The sequence below is a fragment of the Pedobacter vanadiisoli genome, from assembly GCF_042684385.1.
GTDB lineage: Bacteria > Bacteroidota > Bacteroidia > Sphingobacteriales > Sphingobacteriaceae > Pedobacter > Pedobacter vanadiisoli.
Genome location: NZ_JBHULL010000032.1, coordinates 1 through 16375, shown reverse-complemented (window position 1 = coordinate 16375; position 16375 = coordinate 1). Strand labels below are relative to the sequence as shown.

13 protein-coding genes are annotated in these 16375 nt (G+C 41.0%); 5 read left to right on the top strand and 8 right to left on the bottom strand.

Going from position 1 to position 16375, the window contains the following annotated elements; genetic code table 11:
- Nucleotides 1-336: 336 nt before the first annotated feature.
- The 6 genes from ACFSR6_RS17895 to ACFSR6_RS17870 form a co-directional block, all read right to left on the bottom strand.
- Nucleotides 337-1422, bottom strand: coding sequence for an Ldh family oxidoreductase (locus ACFSR6_RS17895; protein ID WP_379081368.1), 1086 nt, complete (start codon nt 1420-1422; stop codon nt 337-339).
- Between the two features lie 81 nt (nt 1423-1503).
- Nucleotides 1504-3090, bottom strand: a complete 1587-nt coding sequence (gene bshC / locus ACFSR6_RS17890) for a bacillithiol biosynthesis cysteine-adding enzyme BshC (protein ID WP_379081366.1) — start codon at nt 3088-3090, stop codon at nt 1504-1506.
- 70 nt (nt 3091-3160) lie between these two features.
- Nucleotides 3161-5005 (bottom strand): alpha-L-fucosidase, encoded by a 1845-nt coding sequence (locus tag ACFSR6_RS17885; RefSeq protein ID WP_379081363.1) that lies wholly within the window; start codon nt 5003-5005, stop codon nt 3161-3163.
- A 165-nt stretch (nt 5006-5170) separates the two neighbouring features.
- Complete coding sequence (locus ACFSR6_RS17880; protein ID WP_379081361.1) at nt 5171-7021, bottom strand: DEAD/DEAH box helicase; 1851 nt, start codon at nt 7019-7021, stop codon at nt 5171-5173.
- A 470-nt stretch (nt 7022-7491) separates the two neighbouring features.
- Nucleotides 7492-7959, bottom strand: a complete 468-nt coding sequence (locus tag ACFSR6_RS17875) for a DUF4293 domain-containing protein (protein WP_379081359.1) — start codon at nt 7957-7959, stop codon at nt 7492-7494.
- A gap of 6 nt (nt 7960-7965) precedes the next feature.
- On the bottom strand, nt 7966-8433 hold the full coding sequence (locus tag ACFSR6_RS17870) for a DUF4293 domain-containing protein (protein ID WP_379081357.1): 468 nt from the start codon (nt 8431-8433) through the stop codon (nt 7966-7968).
- 140 nt (nt 8434-8573) lie between these two features.
- Here ACFSR6_RS17870 and truA point away from each other — a divergent pair, with 140 nt between their 5' ends.
- From truA to rlmF, 5 genes are all read left to right on the top strand, one after another.
- Nucleotides 8574-9380 (top strand): tRNA pseudouridine(38-40) synthase TruA, encoded by an 807-nt coding sequence (gene truA / locus ACFSR6_RS17865; protein ID WP_379081355.1) that lies wholly within the window; start codon nt 8574-8576, stop codon nt 9378-9380.
- A gap of 181 nt (nt 9381-9561) precedes the next feature.
- A complete protein-coding gene (locus tag ACFSR6_RS17860; protein WP_379081353.1) occupies nt 9562-11331 on the top strand; it encodes an ABC transporter ATP-binding protein in 1770 nt (589 codons plus the stop codon).
- A gap of 58 nt (nt 11332-11389) precedes the next feature.
- A complete protein-coding gene (locus ACFSR6_RS17855) occupies nt 11390-12415 on the top strand; it encodes an isoaspartyl peptidase/L-asparaginase family protein (RefSeq protein WP_379081350.1) in 1026 nt (341 codons plus the stop codon).
- Between the two features lie 18 nt (nt 12416-12433).
- A complete protein-coding gene (gene dctA, locus ACFSR6_RS17850; RefSeq protein ID WP_379081348.1) occupies nt 12434-13702 on the top strand; it encodes a C4-dicarboxylate transporter DctA in 1269 nt (422 codons plus the stop codon).
- Nucleotides 13703-13833: 131 nt separating this feature from the next.
- The gene (rlmF, locus tag ACFSR6_RS17845) at nt 13834-14799 is read left to right on the top strand and encodes a 23S rRNA (adenine(1618)-N(6))-methyltransferase RlmF (protein WP_379081346.1); all 966 of its coding nucleotides are present in this window, start codon (nt 13834-13836) and stop codon (nt 14797-14799) included.
- A 147-nt stretch (nt 14800-14946) separates the two neighbouring features.
- On the opposite strand, the gene ACFSR6_RS17840 is transcribed toward rlmF, so the two are convergent.
- Together ACFSR6_RS17840 and ACFSR6_RS17835 are read right to left on the bottom strand one after the other, a co-directional pair.
- A complete protein-coding gene (locus ACFSR6_RS17840; RefSeq protein WP_379081344.1) occupies nt 14947-15639 on the bottom strand; it encodes a VIT1/CCC1 transporter family protein in 693 nt (230 codons plus the stop codon).
- 64 nt (nt 15640-15703) lie between these two features.
- Nucleotides 15704-16150, bottom strand: a complete 447-nt coding sequence (locus tag ACFSR6_RS17835; protein WP_379081342.1) for a cupin domain-containing protein — start codon at nt 16148-16150, stop codon at nt 15704-15706.
- Nucleotides 16151-16375 lie beyond the last annotated feature (225 nt).

Below are 16375 nucleotides of genomic sequence, written 5' to 3'. Positions count from 1 at the left end.
TTAGGCATAAAAACCTTGACGATATATTAATGTGCCGCTACCGTTTTAGGTAATCTGATTTATAATTTAAGAAAAGTAATCGTTCTTTGCCTTAAATAAAATATCAAAACAAATCTAAAGGACGATTCTTCTACAGGGACTGTCAATGGTGGCCTGTCGAAGGACATTTCTCTTCTGTTCTTAGAGTTAAGCGTAGCGTCTCTACTGATGGTGAATAAGATTGAGTTGCTAACTCAATACTTACGAATGAGTCACAGACTCTTTTCTATTCTTTAATCCTTAGAGCCCTTCGGAACTCTAAGGACAGATTACTCTTTTCAGTTAAATGAAATTGAATTATTTCAGCCCTTCAATTCCTAATTTCTCTGCCAGTTCATTCAGGTCGTTAACCACTACATCAATCAGAGGGATACCACTAATTTTCCTTTCCTGCTCAAATTCGTGCTCAGGCTCACCCGGAATAATTACTTTTTTATCCGGATCGATGGTTTTTGCACTTTTAAAACGTTCTACCCAATTATCGAGGTGGTTTTTAAAGTCCGCTGCCTGCCTGAAACCATCTACGCGCATGGCACCTAAAAAGTGGCCTAAGCCTTCGCCAACCGGATTTGCCGAAGGTTCTAAAAAAGCAACAAATGGGGGTACCCATGGGCCGTAATTGGCTCCTGATAGGACTGCCGATAAAATATCAACTGTTGCACTTAAACCATAACCCTTGTGGCTTCCGTGGTCTTTATCGCTACCCAGGGGTAACAGCGAACCGCCATTTTTTAATTCGTTTGGATTAGTGGAGTTTTCGCCTGTTTTATCCTGTACCCAGCCATCGGGAATGCTTTTATTAGCTCTTTGAGCAATTTCGAGTTTGCCATTGGCTGCTGCTGCGGTGGCCATATCAACAATAACCGGCGGATATTTGCCTGCAGGGAAAGCATAACACATAGGGTTGGTACCCAACAAACGCTCGTTGGCATAGGTAGGAGCAACCAACGGACTGGCGTTGGTCATACTAATGCCAATCATATCTTTTTCTACTGCCATTAAAGCATGGTAACCTGCAATGCCGTAATGGTTCGAATTTTTTACCGATACCCATCCACTACCATATTTTTCGGCCTTTTCTATGGCTACCTGCATGGCAAAGGGCGCCACAACCAGACCTAATCCGGCATCGCCATCTATGGTTGCCGTAGTTGGCGTTTCGTGCACAATTTTAATGTCGGGAGTAGCATTAATCCGTTTCTTTTCCCAAAGCCTGACGTAACCGCTTAAGCGGGCCACACCATGCGAATCGATACCACGTAAATCAGAACGGATCAAAACATCGGTGGCCAGTTCGGCATGTGCATCAGAGCAGCCCATTTTTTTAAATACGCTGTAGGTAAATGCTCTCAGTTTGGTTTCAGAAAAGGTGATGAAGTTCATTATTTTTAAAGTATCAAGAATCAGGTAGCAAGTATAGGTTTCAAATAAACCGGACTTCGGACTTCCGACTCCGGACTAATTTTATGGTAGCAACACAGTAAAATCACCGCCCAAAGGTTCAAAGTTTTCGATGCACGAGGATAGAAAATCTTCTCCGTAATTTACATACATCGGTGCAATATTCAGTATGCGCTCCTGCAATGTACCATTCGGGAAAAGCCGTTTTTTAACATTGTCTATCTGTAAAAGTGCCATTTCGTGTTTTCTTTTTTCGGCCCTGAACAGTTTTTTTTCAAGATTGGCCAGCAGATGGTTGGTACGTTGTTTGGCTGTATCTGTCGATACCGATAACGTTTTATCTATTTTGTAGGCGTTCAGCTTAATCTGGTCGAAAATGCTGTTAATAGCGCGGGTTTCATCGGCTAAGCTGAGTTGGGCTGTGGTATTCCGCTTTACCCAAATATTTTTCAGTTCTTCAACCGGCAGGAAAATATCTTCCAAAGAAAAGCCTAGCTTATATAAATTCTCCGCACTGCGTTTGTCGATCACTAAAGCTGAATTACGTAACAATAAAACCGGAAAATCTACCTTGTAATAATCAAAATTGGCTTTCAGCTGCATCCAGTAAGCCACCTCAGCGCCACCACCAATGTAGGCAATGTTAGGTAAAATTACTTCCTGGTACATGGGGCGCATCACCACATTCGGGCTAAAACGCTCCGGGTGAGATTCTATTTCAGCTAAAAGCTCCGATTCAGTGAAGCTGATATCGGTGTGGTTTACCACGTATTTGCCCTGCTCAAAAATCAAGCGTTCGCGCAGGTTATCGTTCAGGTAAAAGAAATTGATATCGCGGCCATTAACCTGCGTTTTATAACCTAAATCCTCCAGGTTTTGAGAACTTGTTTCAATATTGCGGGCACTGTTGTGGTGTATAATGTCTTCGGCAATAATATTGACAAATTGTTTTTTCAGGCGGGCATCATCAGCATTTACAATTACCAGCCCATATTTTTCGAAGAGGTTATTGACTAAAAAACGGGTGGCATCGGCAAGGTTATCGTGGTGCAGGTAAGCCTGCTCAACCAGTTTGGCAATGCGTTTTCCGTTTTTAGAAATGCCTAAATAACCTTTGTAAGCCGTTACCGCCGCGGCAACGGTTTTGGTGCTTAACCTGCCTGTTGCTCCATTGGTTTGCTGTATCCAACTGATGTTTTTCTCATCAACACTTACGTGATTAATTTCATCAAAATCATGATCCTCTGTAGCCATCCAGTAAATGGGTACAAAGTTTTTATCCGGATGCGCAATCTGTAGCTCTATGGCTAAATTGATGGTGGTTACAATTTTGTAAATAAAATAAAGTGGGCCGGTAAATAAGTTTAACTGATGACCAGTAGTTACAGTAAAGGTATTATCGAGACCCAAAAGTTCTATATTTTTGGTAACCGATTTATTAGGCTGTAAATGCTGGTACTGATCCTGTAATACTTCTACCAAAGTAGTACGGTTACCCAGAAAATTGCGATGCTCCATTGCGCTGGCTAAACCTGCCATATCAGGACGGTAACTGTAAAAATCCTTAAGCTGTTCTTTGTTGTTAATATAATCTAAAACCAGTTTTGAAAATGATCCGGTTTCCTGATATGAGATATATTTTGCCTGCATGATGTGCGAAAGTAATGCAATTTAAGGATAATCGTAAAGTACGCTAACTATTTTACATTCGTTAAATAAATTATAAATTGCTTTCTATTGCCCCAACTTTTTCGCGGTACAAATCAATCGGGCCATCAAGCAATACTGCAATTACCGTTAATTCGCTATCTAATTTATCTTCCGGTACCGGGATGTAAACAATGCCGGGTATTTTGCTCCAGTACAGTTTGTTATAAATTTCGTGGTTAAGCATAGTACCCTCACCAACTACCCTGATGCGGCTGATGTTGTTTTTTAAACCTTTAATGGTGATAGGGCCCGTTGGTTTCCCTTCAACAAAAAGATAGAGGGTTTGTTTATCGGCAGAAAGTGTTGTGTTGCCCTGGTAATGGCCAGCAGGGATACCTTTTCCCGTTTTGTAAAGGGCTTCGGCATTTTTGATTACCCAATTGCTGATTTTTTGATCAGCATTTTTGACGTTAGGCTTAAAGTCCAAACCATCTGCAGGTAAGCTGGTATTTTGAAATACATTTACACCGGCATTTAAATTACCGGCCAGTTTACTCAGGTTTAAGTTAGTTAAACCGCGCTGTTTGGGGGCAGCATACAGGTCTGCCAGCGAAAGGGTTTCCTGTTTATCGTTGGCGAGCTCGATAGGGCTATTTAATGATACTTTTATAACCGTTACATCGCTATCGAAATCAGTATCTTTTAAATTAAGCAGGTAATCGGTTTCATTTAATTTAATGGTATAGGGTTGTGCTTTGTTGCCAACTACTTCAATCTTGTTGATTTTAGATTTAATTCCCGATAGTAAAATGCCATTTTTGGTTTTATAATCGAGGTATAGGTACAATACATCTTTGTTTTTGGATAAAGTCGTTTTTCCGTCAATGTGCCCGCCTGGGATTCCTGCCTGTGTACCATAAATGGCTTCAGCGTGTTTTTGAGTCCAGCGGCCTAAGCCTTTTAAAATTTCAACTTGCTCGGCTGCAATGGTTCCATCGGCTTTGGGACCAATATCGAGCAATAAATTGCCTCCCATACTAATGCAATCAACCAAAGTGCGGATAATCATATTCGGCGATTTGTAGTGCTTATCATAAGGCTGATAGCCCCACGAGTCGTTCATGGTATAACACAATTCCCACTCTGGCGAAGCAGGCCTAACCACCGGTACGCCTTGTTCGGGGGTATCATAATCGCCATGGCCATTTAAACGCGAATTGATGATGACGTTTGGATTCACTTTATGCAGGTTTTCCAATATATTTTTGGCCTGCCACTCTTCGCCGCTATGTTCCCAATCGCCATCAAACCAAATTAAATCCGGGTTGTATTGATTAGAAAGTTCATTAAGCTGTCCCTGAAAGTAATTCTGGAATTTTTTAAAGCGAGTAGGATCCTGTTTGTAATCGTAACGCCTGCGGTCTCGTGTAAAACCATCATAATCAATATAACTCCAGTCGGGTAGGGAAAAATATAAACCGGTTTTAAGCCCCGATTTTTTAAGGTCGGCTACAAATGGTGTAATTAGATCTTTTTTAGCTGCACTGTGTTTCACCGTTGTGGTGGCATTCGGCATTTTACTGTCCCAAAGCGCTACGCCATCATGATGTTTCGTGGTAATTACCGCATATTTTGCGCCACTTTCTTTAATCAGATTTACCCATTCTGCAGGCTGGTATTTGGCTGCGTTAAAACCATTAAGCTGTTTCATGTAAGCATCGTGGTTAATGTAGTTATTAAAAAACGACCACGATTCGGAAATACCATTTACCGAATAAATACCCCAATGGATAAAAATACCCAGTTTGGCATCGGCAAACCATTGCATTTTTGGATTTGAAGCAGCTTGCTGAGCGGATAAATTAAGACTAGCTGATAACAGGAAAAAAATAATAAAAAGCTTTAAATAACGCATAATATTTGGTTGTGCAATAAGCGTTAAATATAAGGCTTTATGGGTTGATTTTACAGGGGAAACAGGGTTTATTTGCACTAAAAACACTAATAATTGCATGTGCCGGCCAAAAAAAAGCCGCCCCGAAAAATCGGGACGGCTTGTCAAAATATTTGGTTTAGTGATTTACCATTTTTTACGGCGCTCACCGCTTCCGCCTTCTCTGCGTCCGCTGCCACCTTTATCTTCACGGCTACGACCAGAAAAATCTCTGAAACCGCCACTGCTGTTTCCGCCTTCACGTCTTCCACCGCCTGATCTTCTGTCGCCACCACGGTAACCACCGCCACCGCCTCTGCGTTCACCGCCGAAACCACCACGTCTGTCACCGCCACCGCGTCTTTCACCACCGCCTTCGCCGCTTCTTTCGATGCGAACCTGACGACCGTTAAATTCAACTGATTTAAAGCCTTCAAAAACTTTATCCGCAACAGCATCTTCTACTTCAAAGAAAGAGAAAACACCTTTTAAATCAATTTTACCAACGCTTTTGCCGCTAATTTTTCCGTTGTTACAGATAAATGATAACATATCGCCGCGGGTAAATTCATCTACCGAACCTAAGTTGATAAATAAACGGGTATAGCCCTCGCTGCCGCGTCCACGTCTTTCGCCACGTTCTCCTCTTTCACCACGATCATCACCAGCCGGAGCATTTAAATCAGGTGCTTTCGAGTAGTATTCGAGGAAACGGTTAAACTCTAAAGAAGCAAAACGTTTAATTACGTCTTCTTTGCTTAGATCGGCAAATTCATCCATAATACGCGGAATGTACTGATCGATCTGTTCGTTGTTAACCTCTACATTATGTACTTTATGTACCAAAGAGAACAATTGTTTTTCGCAAACATCGAAACCGGTAGGCAGTTCGGCTTTGGTAAATTGTTTACCAATAATGCGCTCTAACTGACGGATTTTGCCCAGTTCTTTAGAGTTGATGATACAGATAGAAACACCTGTTTTACCCGCACGACCGGTACGGCCTGAACGGTGGGTATAACTTTCAATCTCATCAGGTAAAGAATAGTTAATTACGTGGGTTACATTGTTTACATCGATACCACGTGCAGCAACATCGGTAGCAATCAGCAACTGCATGTTACGCTCGCGGAAACGTTGCATTACCTTATCACGTTGTTGTTGCGATAAATCGCCGTGTAAGGCATCTGCATTGTAACCATCTTTAATTAAATGCTCAGCAATATCCTGGGTGTCTAATTTCGTTTTACAGAAAACAACCCCAAAAATATCAGGGTTAAAATCTACAATACGTTTTAAGGCTGCGTATTTATCGCGTGCACGAACAATGTAGTATTCGTGATCGATGTTTACGTTACCGGTATTTTTGGTGCCCATGGTTAATTCGATCGGGTTATCCATATAGTTTTTAGCGATACGGCGAACTTCCGACGGCATGGTAGCCGAGAATAACCAGGTTTTTTTGTCATCAGGAGTAGTTGATAAAATATCGTTGATGTCGTCCTGGAAACCCATGTTCAACATCTCGTCAGCTTCATCAAGCACAACATATTTAACATTTGAAAAATCGATGGCTTTACGGCCAATGATATCCAACATACGGCCGGGCGTGGCCACTACGATCTGAACGCCTTGGCGTATTTCGCGTAGTTGTTGCATAATGTTCGCACCACCGTAAACGGCAACTACGTGAGCATTAGCAATGTTTTTAGAAAAGTTTTTAAGGTCGTTAGCGATTTGTAAACATAACTCACGGGTAGGGCATAAAATCAATGCCTGTGGTTTAGTTAATTTAAAATCGATTAGTTCTAACAGCGGCAAACCAAATGCGGCTGTTTTTCCTGTTCCTGTTTGGGCCAAACCAACAAAATCGTTAGTGCCCTCTAACAGTACAGGAATACTTTGCTCCTGAATCGGCGTTGGATTTTCGAATCCAAGGTCCTTTACGGCATTAACGACGTCATCACTTATCCCCAATAATTGAAATGGGTTTGTCATTCGTCTTTTATTTTTTAATTGAGCCGCAAAGGTACGGTTAATATTCCGTATTTCACAGGTAATCAAGTAAATAGTTTTTAAGCTTAATTATTTGGTAATAAGGGGGTAATGAATGATGGGGATGGAAGATGGAAAATGGATGAAGGAAGGAGAGGCAGAAAGGCGCATTCCAGTTGTTAGATTTTGAAAAATAGTGGGTTTGCAATATAGCTTTCCTTCAATATCATCATTTCGAGAAGTCAGTTTTAGAAAAACAAAGGAACTGGAATGACAGGTAGAATTGTAATGGTTTACTTGTGAAGCCCACGCCAAATCCGTCATTTCGAGCGGAGCGCAGCGAGTCGAGAAATCTAACTTGAAAAGATTTCTCCGTTTCACCACCGCGAAAAACGGTTGGCTTCAGTTGAAATGACGATTCTGTTTAGGAAGTTATCAACTGGTTGCGTTGAGCGGTATTTATATATAGCTAGCTACCTCAACCGTTCGGCCGACCTGATTAATCTTTCATCTTTATTGATTCCGAAAATGGCCAGAACAACAAAGAAGATAGCAACAGCTGGTAAATAAGCCCCAATACCGAAACTTGCTCCTTCTATGCCACCCGGAAGTTCTTTTACATAAATGCTGCACCAAAAAGCAAAACCACCGATTAGTACAATAGAAAGCATGGCAAGCCTTTTTTGAAGGTTGCGCTTTCTGAAATTGAAGATGTTAATGAAACAGATAAGGGCTATGGGAATATAGATAATGATTAAAGGTAAAGATAAGGCTACTTTGTATCCAGACCCACTTGCTGATTGAAATTCGGTTTTTAAACCAAGCGCATAAACAACAGATTCAGATCCGTCAAACTCTTTTGTTGCAAGAGGTAAGAAAGTCATTAATACTAAAATAAAAAATGCTAAGAAAAGCCATATCGATTGTATTCTTTGTATCATTTTGATTTATCTCAACCTTTCTGCCGACCTGATTAATCTTTCGTCTTTATTGATTCCGAAAATGGCCAGTACAACAAAGAGGATAGCAACAGCTGGTAAATAAGCCCCAATACCGAAACTGGCTCCTTCTATGCCACCCGGAAGTTCTTTTGCATAAACGCTGCACCAAAAAGCAAAACCAACAATCAATATGATCGAAACAATGGCAAAGCGTTTTTGGAAACTTCTCTTTTTGTAATTGAAAATATTAATGAAACAGATAAGGGCAACCGCAATATTGGTGATCAATAATGGTAAAAACACCTCAATATTTAATGTTTTTCCATTTTTGCCGTCAAGGAAATGATGTAAGCCATTTGTATAAATCTTGGCCTCCGAACCATCAACTGTTTTTGTTGCAATTGGCAAGAAGAACATTAAAACCAAGGCTAAAGCCGCTAAAAAAAGCCATATCGATTGTATTCTCTGTATCATGAATGTAAATATATGGGAACAAATCTAGCCTTTTTTGAGAAAAGAAAGAAAGGTTAAAGTTACCAGATAGGAGTATGGATGGATAAAAAACACCAATTGTGGTTTGCCCAAAACGTTTCGGGCCAAAAGCCCAACTCCAAATGCTTACTGATGCACTTTGCCCTTTGGCCGTTAAACTGTACTTTTGCATCGCTTTGAGTAAAAAAAGATATTTCATCCAAATCGCTTACGATGGCAGCTTATACCATGGCTGGCAAACCCAACCTAATGCAATAACCGTTCAGGAGTTGTTAGATAAGGCCATGTCTGTTTTTTTTCGGCAACCCATCGAAACGCTGGGTTGTGGGCGTACCGATACAGGCGTACATGCTAAAGATTTTTATGCACATTTTGACATCGAAGGAATGGATGAAAACAAGGTTTTAAATGCTTTGGGAGGAATTAATGCCCTTTTACCATACCAAATTGCCGCAAAGCGGATTATCCCGGTACATAACGAGGCGCATGCACGGTTTGATGCTACGGCACGTGCCTATAAATATTATATCCATTTCGAAAAAGATCCTTTTAAACTTAACCGGTCATGGCTGGTTAAAGACAAACTGGATATAGAAGCAATGAATAGTGCTGCAGCATTGTTATTGAACTATACCGATTTTTCATGCTTCAGCAAATCGCACACACAAACCTTTACAAACAACTGTAAAGTAACCCAAGCTGTTTTTGAACAACAGGAAGGCGGACTGGTTTTTACCATTCAGGCTGATCGTTTTTTACGCAATATGGTGAGGGCCATTATGGGTACTTTGGTGTCGATTGGTAAAAAAGAAATAGATTTAACAGCTTTTAAAGCAATAATAGAAAGTAAAAACCGAAGCAATGCCGGTCAATCGGTACCCGCCTGCGGTTTATATTTAGTAAAGGTAGAATACCCTTATTTAAGGTAAAAGGCGGAAGGTTTAAGGTAAAAGGTACCAGCCGTTATAGAGTGGTAGAAGTCTTAAGGCAGAAGTGTGGCATAGGCACGGTAAATAAGATCCGAAACCATTATTAGAAGAAATATAATATTATTTAATTTTTAAGATGATGTAAGCTTAAACCCTAAGCCTTACACCCTAAACCCTAAAAATGGCAGTTACAGGCGACGTATACAACACCGGACTACTGAAGCGTATTTTTCAATACGTAAAGCCTTATCGTACCATCTTTATATGGTCGGTTATTTTAACCATTCTGTTGGCGGCCATTTCGCCTGTACGTCCGTTCCTGATTAAATACACACTCGATCATTATATTCTGAGCGGAAATTATCCTGGCCTGGTGAATATGACCATGCTGATGATTTTTATGCTCATTTTACAGAGTTTAATCCAATACAACCACACGCTTTTAACCAATACTTTAGGTCAGTCTGTTATCCGCGATCTGCGAATCAATGTTTTTAATCACATTACCAAACTCCGCCTGAAATTTTTTGATAAAACACCCATTGGGCAGCTGATTACCAGGACCGTTTCCGATCTGGAAACCATTGCCGATATCTTTTCGGAAGGTTTAATCTCCATGATTGGCGACAGTTTGCAGGTGGTGGTCATTGTTGGCGTAATGTTATACACCGACTGGCAGTTAAGTTTGGTGGTGCTTTTGCCTATTCCACTGCTGATTATGGCTACCCGCAAATTTCAGAAAGCGATTAAAGTTGCCTTTCAGGAAATCAGGAATGAGGTTTCTAACCTGAATACCTTTTTGCAGGAGCACATTTCGGGTGTTTCTATTGTACAGTATTTTGCCAGGGAGAAACAGGAGTACAGAAAATTTTACGCCATTAACAAACGTTACCGCGATGCCAATATTCGTTCTAACTGGTATTATTCAATCTTTTTTCCTGTAGTGGAGTTGATTTCGGCTATGTCTTTGGGATTATTGATATGGTATGGCGCAAAAAGTATCCTTTCTAAACCCTTGGATGTAACTCCTGGAACCATTACCCAGTTTATCATGTACCTGGGTATGGTGTTTACGCCAATTCGCCAGCTGGCAGATAAGTTTAATACGCTGCAGATGGGAATGGTGGGCGCCGAGCGCGTTTTTAAAGTTTTGGATACCGATGAAACTACGCCTAATAACGGGATACAAAAACCAGCAAAATTGATTGGTAATATCAAGTTCCAAAACGTTTGGTTTGCTTATAATGATGAAAATTATGTGCTTAAAGACCTCAGCTTTGAGGTAAAAACCGGCGAGACTGTTGCTTTGGTTGGAGCAACCGGTGCAGGGAAATCTTCTACCATCAACATTCTAAACCGCTTCTACGAAGTAAAAAAGGGAGATATTACAGTAGATGGCATCCGCATTGAAGATTTTGAACTCAACTATTTACGCAGTCACATTGCTACTGTATTGCAAGATGTTTTCCTTTTTTCGGATACAATTCTGAACAACATTACCCTCAATAATCCCGAAATTACGCTTGAGCAGGTCATTAATGCTGCAAAAAAAGTCGGTGCACACGAATTTATTGAGCGCTTGCCCGGCGGTTACCAGTATGATGTAATGGAAAGGGGAGCAACGCTTTCGGCCGGACAGGCGCAGCTTATTTCATTTATCCGTGCATTGGTGCATAACCCTGCCATTTTGGTATTGGATGAAGCCACTTCATCAGTTGATACCGAAACCGAACTGCTGATCCAGAAAGCCATTGATAACCTGATGGAAGGCCGCACCTCAATTGTAATTGCACACCGTTTATCAACCATTCAGAAAGCCGATCAGATTATTGTGCTCGATAAAGGGGAGATCAAAGAAAAGGGTACACACCAGCAATTGCTCAAATTAAACGGCTATTACAAAAAGCTTTACGACCTGCAATTTTCTTCAAAAGGGATTGCTAAAGTTTAAAACTCATTTATTTTTCAAGTATTTTACTAATTTAACATCTTCTTAAACCAATAGGAAGATGAAACTGTTAAAATTACTTACTCTATTCTTGTTTCTAGCTTTAAGCCTGCAAGTTTCGGCCCAGCAGAAAAAATACATAATGGTTATTCATGGTGGCGCTGGTACTATCCTCAAAAAAAACATGACCCCTGAAAAAGAAGCGGCCTATATAGCTGTTTTAACACAGGCTTTACAGGCCGGTTATGCCGAAATTAAAGCAGGAAAAACCAGCCTGGATGCTGTAGAAGCTACCATTCATGTCATGGAAAACGATCCGCATTTTAATGCCGGAAAAGGTGCGGTTTTTACGCACGATGGTAAAAACGAGCTTGATGCCGCCATAATGGACGGAAAAACTTTAATGGCTGGCTCGGTTGCAGGGGTAACCACCATTAAAAACCCGATTTCTGCAGCAAGGGCCGTGATGGAAAAATCAGAGCATGTGATGATGGTGGGGGCAGGTGCAGAGCAGTTTGCCAAAGAAGCAGGGCTGGAAATTGTAGATCCGAAATATTTCTGGACAAAAGAGCGCTGGGATGGTCTGCAAAAAGCGATTAAAGAAGATTCAACAAAAGCAGTTCTTGATCATGGAAATAAAAAATCTGAACTTTTAGGCATAAAAAACCACGATTATAAATTTGGTACAGTAGGCTGTGTGGCGCTCGATAAAGCTGGTAATTTAGCCGCAGGAACTTCAACCGGAGGCATGACGAACAAAAAATATGGCCGTGTGGGCGATGCACCTGTTATAGGTGCAGGTACCTATTGCAATAACGAAACAGCAGGGATTTCCTGTACAGGTTGGGGTGAGTTTTACATCCGCAATGTTGTAGCTAAAACCATTTCCGATTTAATGGAGTATAAAGGATTACCGGTTGCAGAAGCTTCTAAAATTGCATTAGATAAAGTAGGCAAAATGGGAGGTGATGGAGGTTTAATTGCTTTGGACAGGCAAGGCAATATGACTATGCCTTTTAATACCGAAGGGATGTACCGTGGTGCCATAACCGCTGATGGTAAAATTGAAGTAAGTATTTATAAATAGTGGAAAATTAGCTAACCAATGAAAAAGATATTTTCCAATTTAACTTTTCAGGTAATTGTTGCCATTATAATAGGGATCAATGTTGGTGTTTATTTCCCGGGTTTTGCATCAACAGCTAAATTAATCAGTGAGGGTTTTATCAACCTGATTAGTATGTTAATTGCCCCGATCATATTCTTTACCATTGTTTTAGGCATCGCACACATGGGCGACATGAAAAAAGTAGGGCGCGTGGGCGGTAAGGCACTGTTATATTTTGAAATTGTAAGCACAGTTGCCATTGCCATTGGTTTGCTGGTGGCCAATCTGTTAAAGCCTGGCGCCAATACGGTAGCCAAAGGTGGAGATGCTACTAAAATTGCCGGTTATGCCGAACAAGCCAAGGATATGAACTGGGCAGAATTTTTTCTTCACATTATTCCTCACAATGTATTTGCTGCCTTTTCGGAAGGAAATATCCTGCAGATCTTGCTTTTTGCCATTCTTTTTGGTTACGGGCTCAATAAATTGGGAGATGAAGGAACAAGTGTTTTAAACGCCTTTGATAAAATATCGAAAGTGCTTTTTAAAATTATGAAAGTGATCATGCGTTTGGCGCCTATAGGTGCTTTTGGCGGCATGGCCTTTAGCATCGGTACGCATGGTTTGCAAAGTATAGTTGGCATGGCCAAATTAATGGGCTCAGTTTACCTTACCTGCATATTGTTCATTTTTGTGGTCTTAAATGGTATTTGCAGGTATTTCAACTTTAGCCTATGGGCTTATCTGAAGTATATCCGTCAGGAGATATTAATTGTACTGGGTACCTCTTCTTCCGAATCGGCCCTACCGAGTATGATGCAGAAAATGGAAAGCATTGGTTGTGATAAATCGGTAGTTGGTTTGGTGATCCCTACTGGTTATTCATTTAACCTTGACGGAACAGCCATTTACCTGGCCATGGCCGTGATATTTCTTTGCCAGGTTTTTCATGTCGATTTAACCCTGGGGCAGCAGATAACCATTTTAGGCGTATTGATGGTAACCTCTAAAGGTGCCGCAGGCGTTACCGGAAGTGGTTTTATTGTATTGGTATCAACCCTTACGGCATTAAAAATTATGCCCATCGAACACATTTCGATCTTAATAGGCGTAGACCGCTTTATGAGCGAGGCCAGGGCCATTACCAACGTAATTGGCAATGGCGTTGCTACCATTGTGATTGCGAAAAGTGAAAACCAGTTCGACCAGGAGAAATATTTAAAAGCCATACAACCTGCAACGATCGAAAAAGGAGAAGATGCTTAGTTAGGAATTTGCAGTTGTCAGTTTGTTTAGTCCAAGGGGGGCTCCAACTAAAAACGCTTAACTCCAAACTATTTAAACTATCTTTGCAGCAGAAACAGGCAACACAGCATGTTTAGTTAAACCAGATTACATTGGCTCAGGAAGAACAAAATAACCGCAAAGAGAAAAGCGAGTTACATCCACGCAACAAACACCGTTCGCGTTACAATTTTAAACAACTTACCGCTACCTCAAAAGAATTAAAACGCTTTGTTTTTAAAAATGAACATAACGACGATTCTATTGATTTTGCCGATCAAAATGCAGTTAAAGCATTAAACAGGGCATTATTAAAGCATTATTACGATGTTTCGCAATGGGATATTCCAAAAGATTACCTTTGTCCGCCTATTCCGGGCAGGGCCGATTATATTCATTATGTTGCCGATCTTTTAGGCTCAAGCAATAAAGGGAAAAACCCGACCGGACCCAATATAAATGTGCTGGATATTGGTATTGGTGCCAATTGCATTTACCCGATTATTGGTCACAGGGAGTATGGCTGGAGCTTTGTAGGTTCCGATATCGATCCGCTTTCTGTTGAGGCTGCCAAAAGGATTGTGGAAGCCAATAAATCATTGCAGGGAGCTATAGAAGCACGTTTACAAGGTTCTAAAATGGGTATTTTTAGAGGTATTGTGGGCAGAACAGAGCGTTTTGATGCTGTGGTTTGTAATCCGCCTTTCCATTCTTCATTAAAAGAGGCCGAACAAGGTACCCGTCAAAAATGGCGTAACCTTGGTGGTGGCGAAAAGGAAGTGAAACACGTACTTAACTTTGGAGGGAACAAGGCCGAGCTTTGGTGCCCTGGAGGCGAACGTGCTTTTGTTGAGCAGATGATTATTCAGAGCGAACAGATTAAAAACCAGGTTTTGTGGTTTACCTCACTGGTTTCGAAAAGTGCTAACCTAAAGAGTATTTATAATGCTTTGATTAAGGTAAACGCTTTTGAAGTAAGAACGGTTCAAATGAGCCAGGGGCAAAAAATAAGCCGGTTTGTAGCCTGGACTTTTCATGATGAAGCTGCACAGGCCAGATGGGCAAAAGAATGGAAATAAGTTTGGAGTCAGTAGTCGTGGTTTTTAGTCGACAAGCGATCGTTTCAAATAAATAAGCGTAAAGCCGGATTAAAAATTAATCCGGCTTTTTCTTTTGAATTCCAGATTCACAGTACTTCAGGTGTAGAACTGTCTACTAAAAACTAATTAACCTGCTTTAGCCCCGAAAATATATCCTGCTAAAGCAGTTACTACCATTGCCACAGTTCCCCAGAAACAGATTCTAATTACTGCTTTAACCACATTTGAACCCCCTGCCTTGGCTGCAATGGCACCAGACAAAGCTAAAAATACAATCGCGAAACCATATTGATAAAACACCATTGATTTTATCGGGGCAAAAAAAGCAACCAAAAAAGGTAAAATAGCCCCGCTGATAAAAGATGCGCCTGAGGCAAAAGCCGCCTGGAGGGGTTTAGGCTGCGTAATTTCGTTAATGCCGAGTTCATCCCGGGCATGTGCGGTCAAAGCATCCTTGTCCGTAAGCTGTACTGCCACCTGCATGGCTAAATCTTCATCCAATCCCTGGGCTACGTATATTTTTGCGAGTTCTCGTAGTTCTATTTCGGGCATACTTTCGAGTTCCATTTTTTCACGCGCCAGATCTGCTTTTTCAATGTCGGCCTGAGAGCTTACCGAAACATATTCGCCGGCAGCCATAGATAATGAGCCTGCTACTATACCAGCCAGAGCAGCCAGTACGATGGGGCTTCTCGTATCACTTGCAGCAGCTATACCGATAACCAGACTGGTAGTAGAAATAATACCATCATTTGCCCCCAGTACGGCAGCCCTTAACCAACCTGTTCTATTTGTGTAATGCTTTTCCAGTTCCATCATAGGATCGAATAATTTTCATGTTGGATAAATCAGGTAAATGCCATCCTATATAGAAAGGCAATATCTATTTCTTTTCATAAACAATCAAAATGGTCAGGTCATTGCCGGCATTTGGCGCAATGCCATGCGAGCTGCCCGGACGGGTCAATATCGCATCACCAGGCTTCACTGCAAAGGTTTTTCCATTCATTTGCATGGTTCCATTCCCACTGATCACATAGTAAATCTCATCCTCTTTTTGCAGGTGGTAACCGATTGATGAGCCCGGTTTCAATATTCTTTTCCTAAAGGCTGTTTTCAGGTTTCGGGCATTTGCGAAAAAGTTAAAGCCTATGGTTTCGCCACCACCATTATGAGTACCTGGTTCGGTTTTAGCCACTTCAACATCGTTTTGCAAAATGTATTTACTGGTATCGGGTATTTGGGCTTTTGCGGCGATTGAAATAAAGAATGTAAAAAATAGTAGAGCCAATGCTTTGTTAATCATGCTTTTATTTTTATATCCGGCCATCTGTTTTAAACATTTTGCTTTAGTTCTTAAGCTTTGGCCTTCAAATATAAATTTAGGTGTTTTGTATTGATGTTGCCAAAAGCATCTGAACTTTGTTACTAAACCCGTATTCTATGGTTTTTGCAAATAAATTTTAAAATATTTAAGCAGCAATACCAAGATCTTTCTTATAAGGCCTTTCTTTCAATACTGCTGCAAAAGCCCTGCTGACAAGCTTATTCCTAA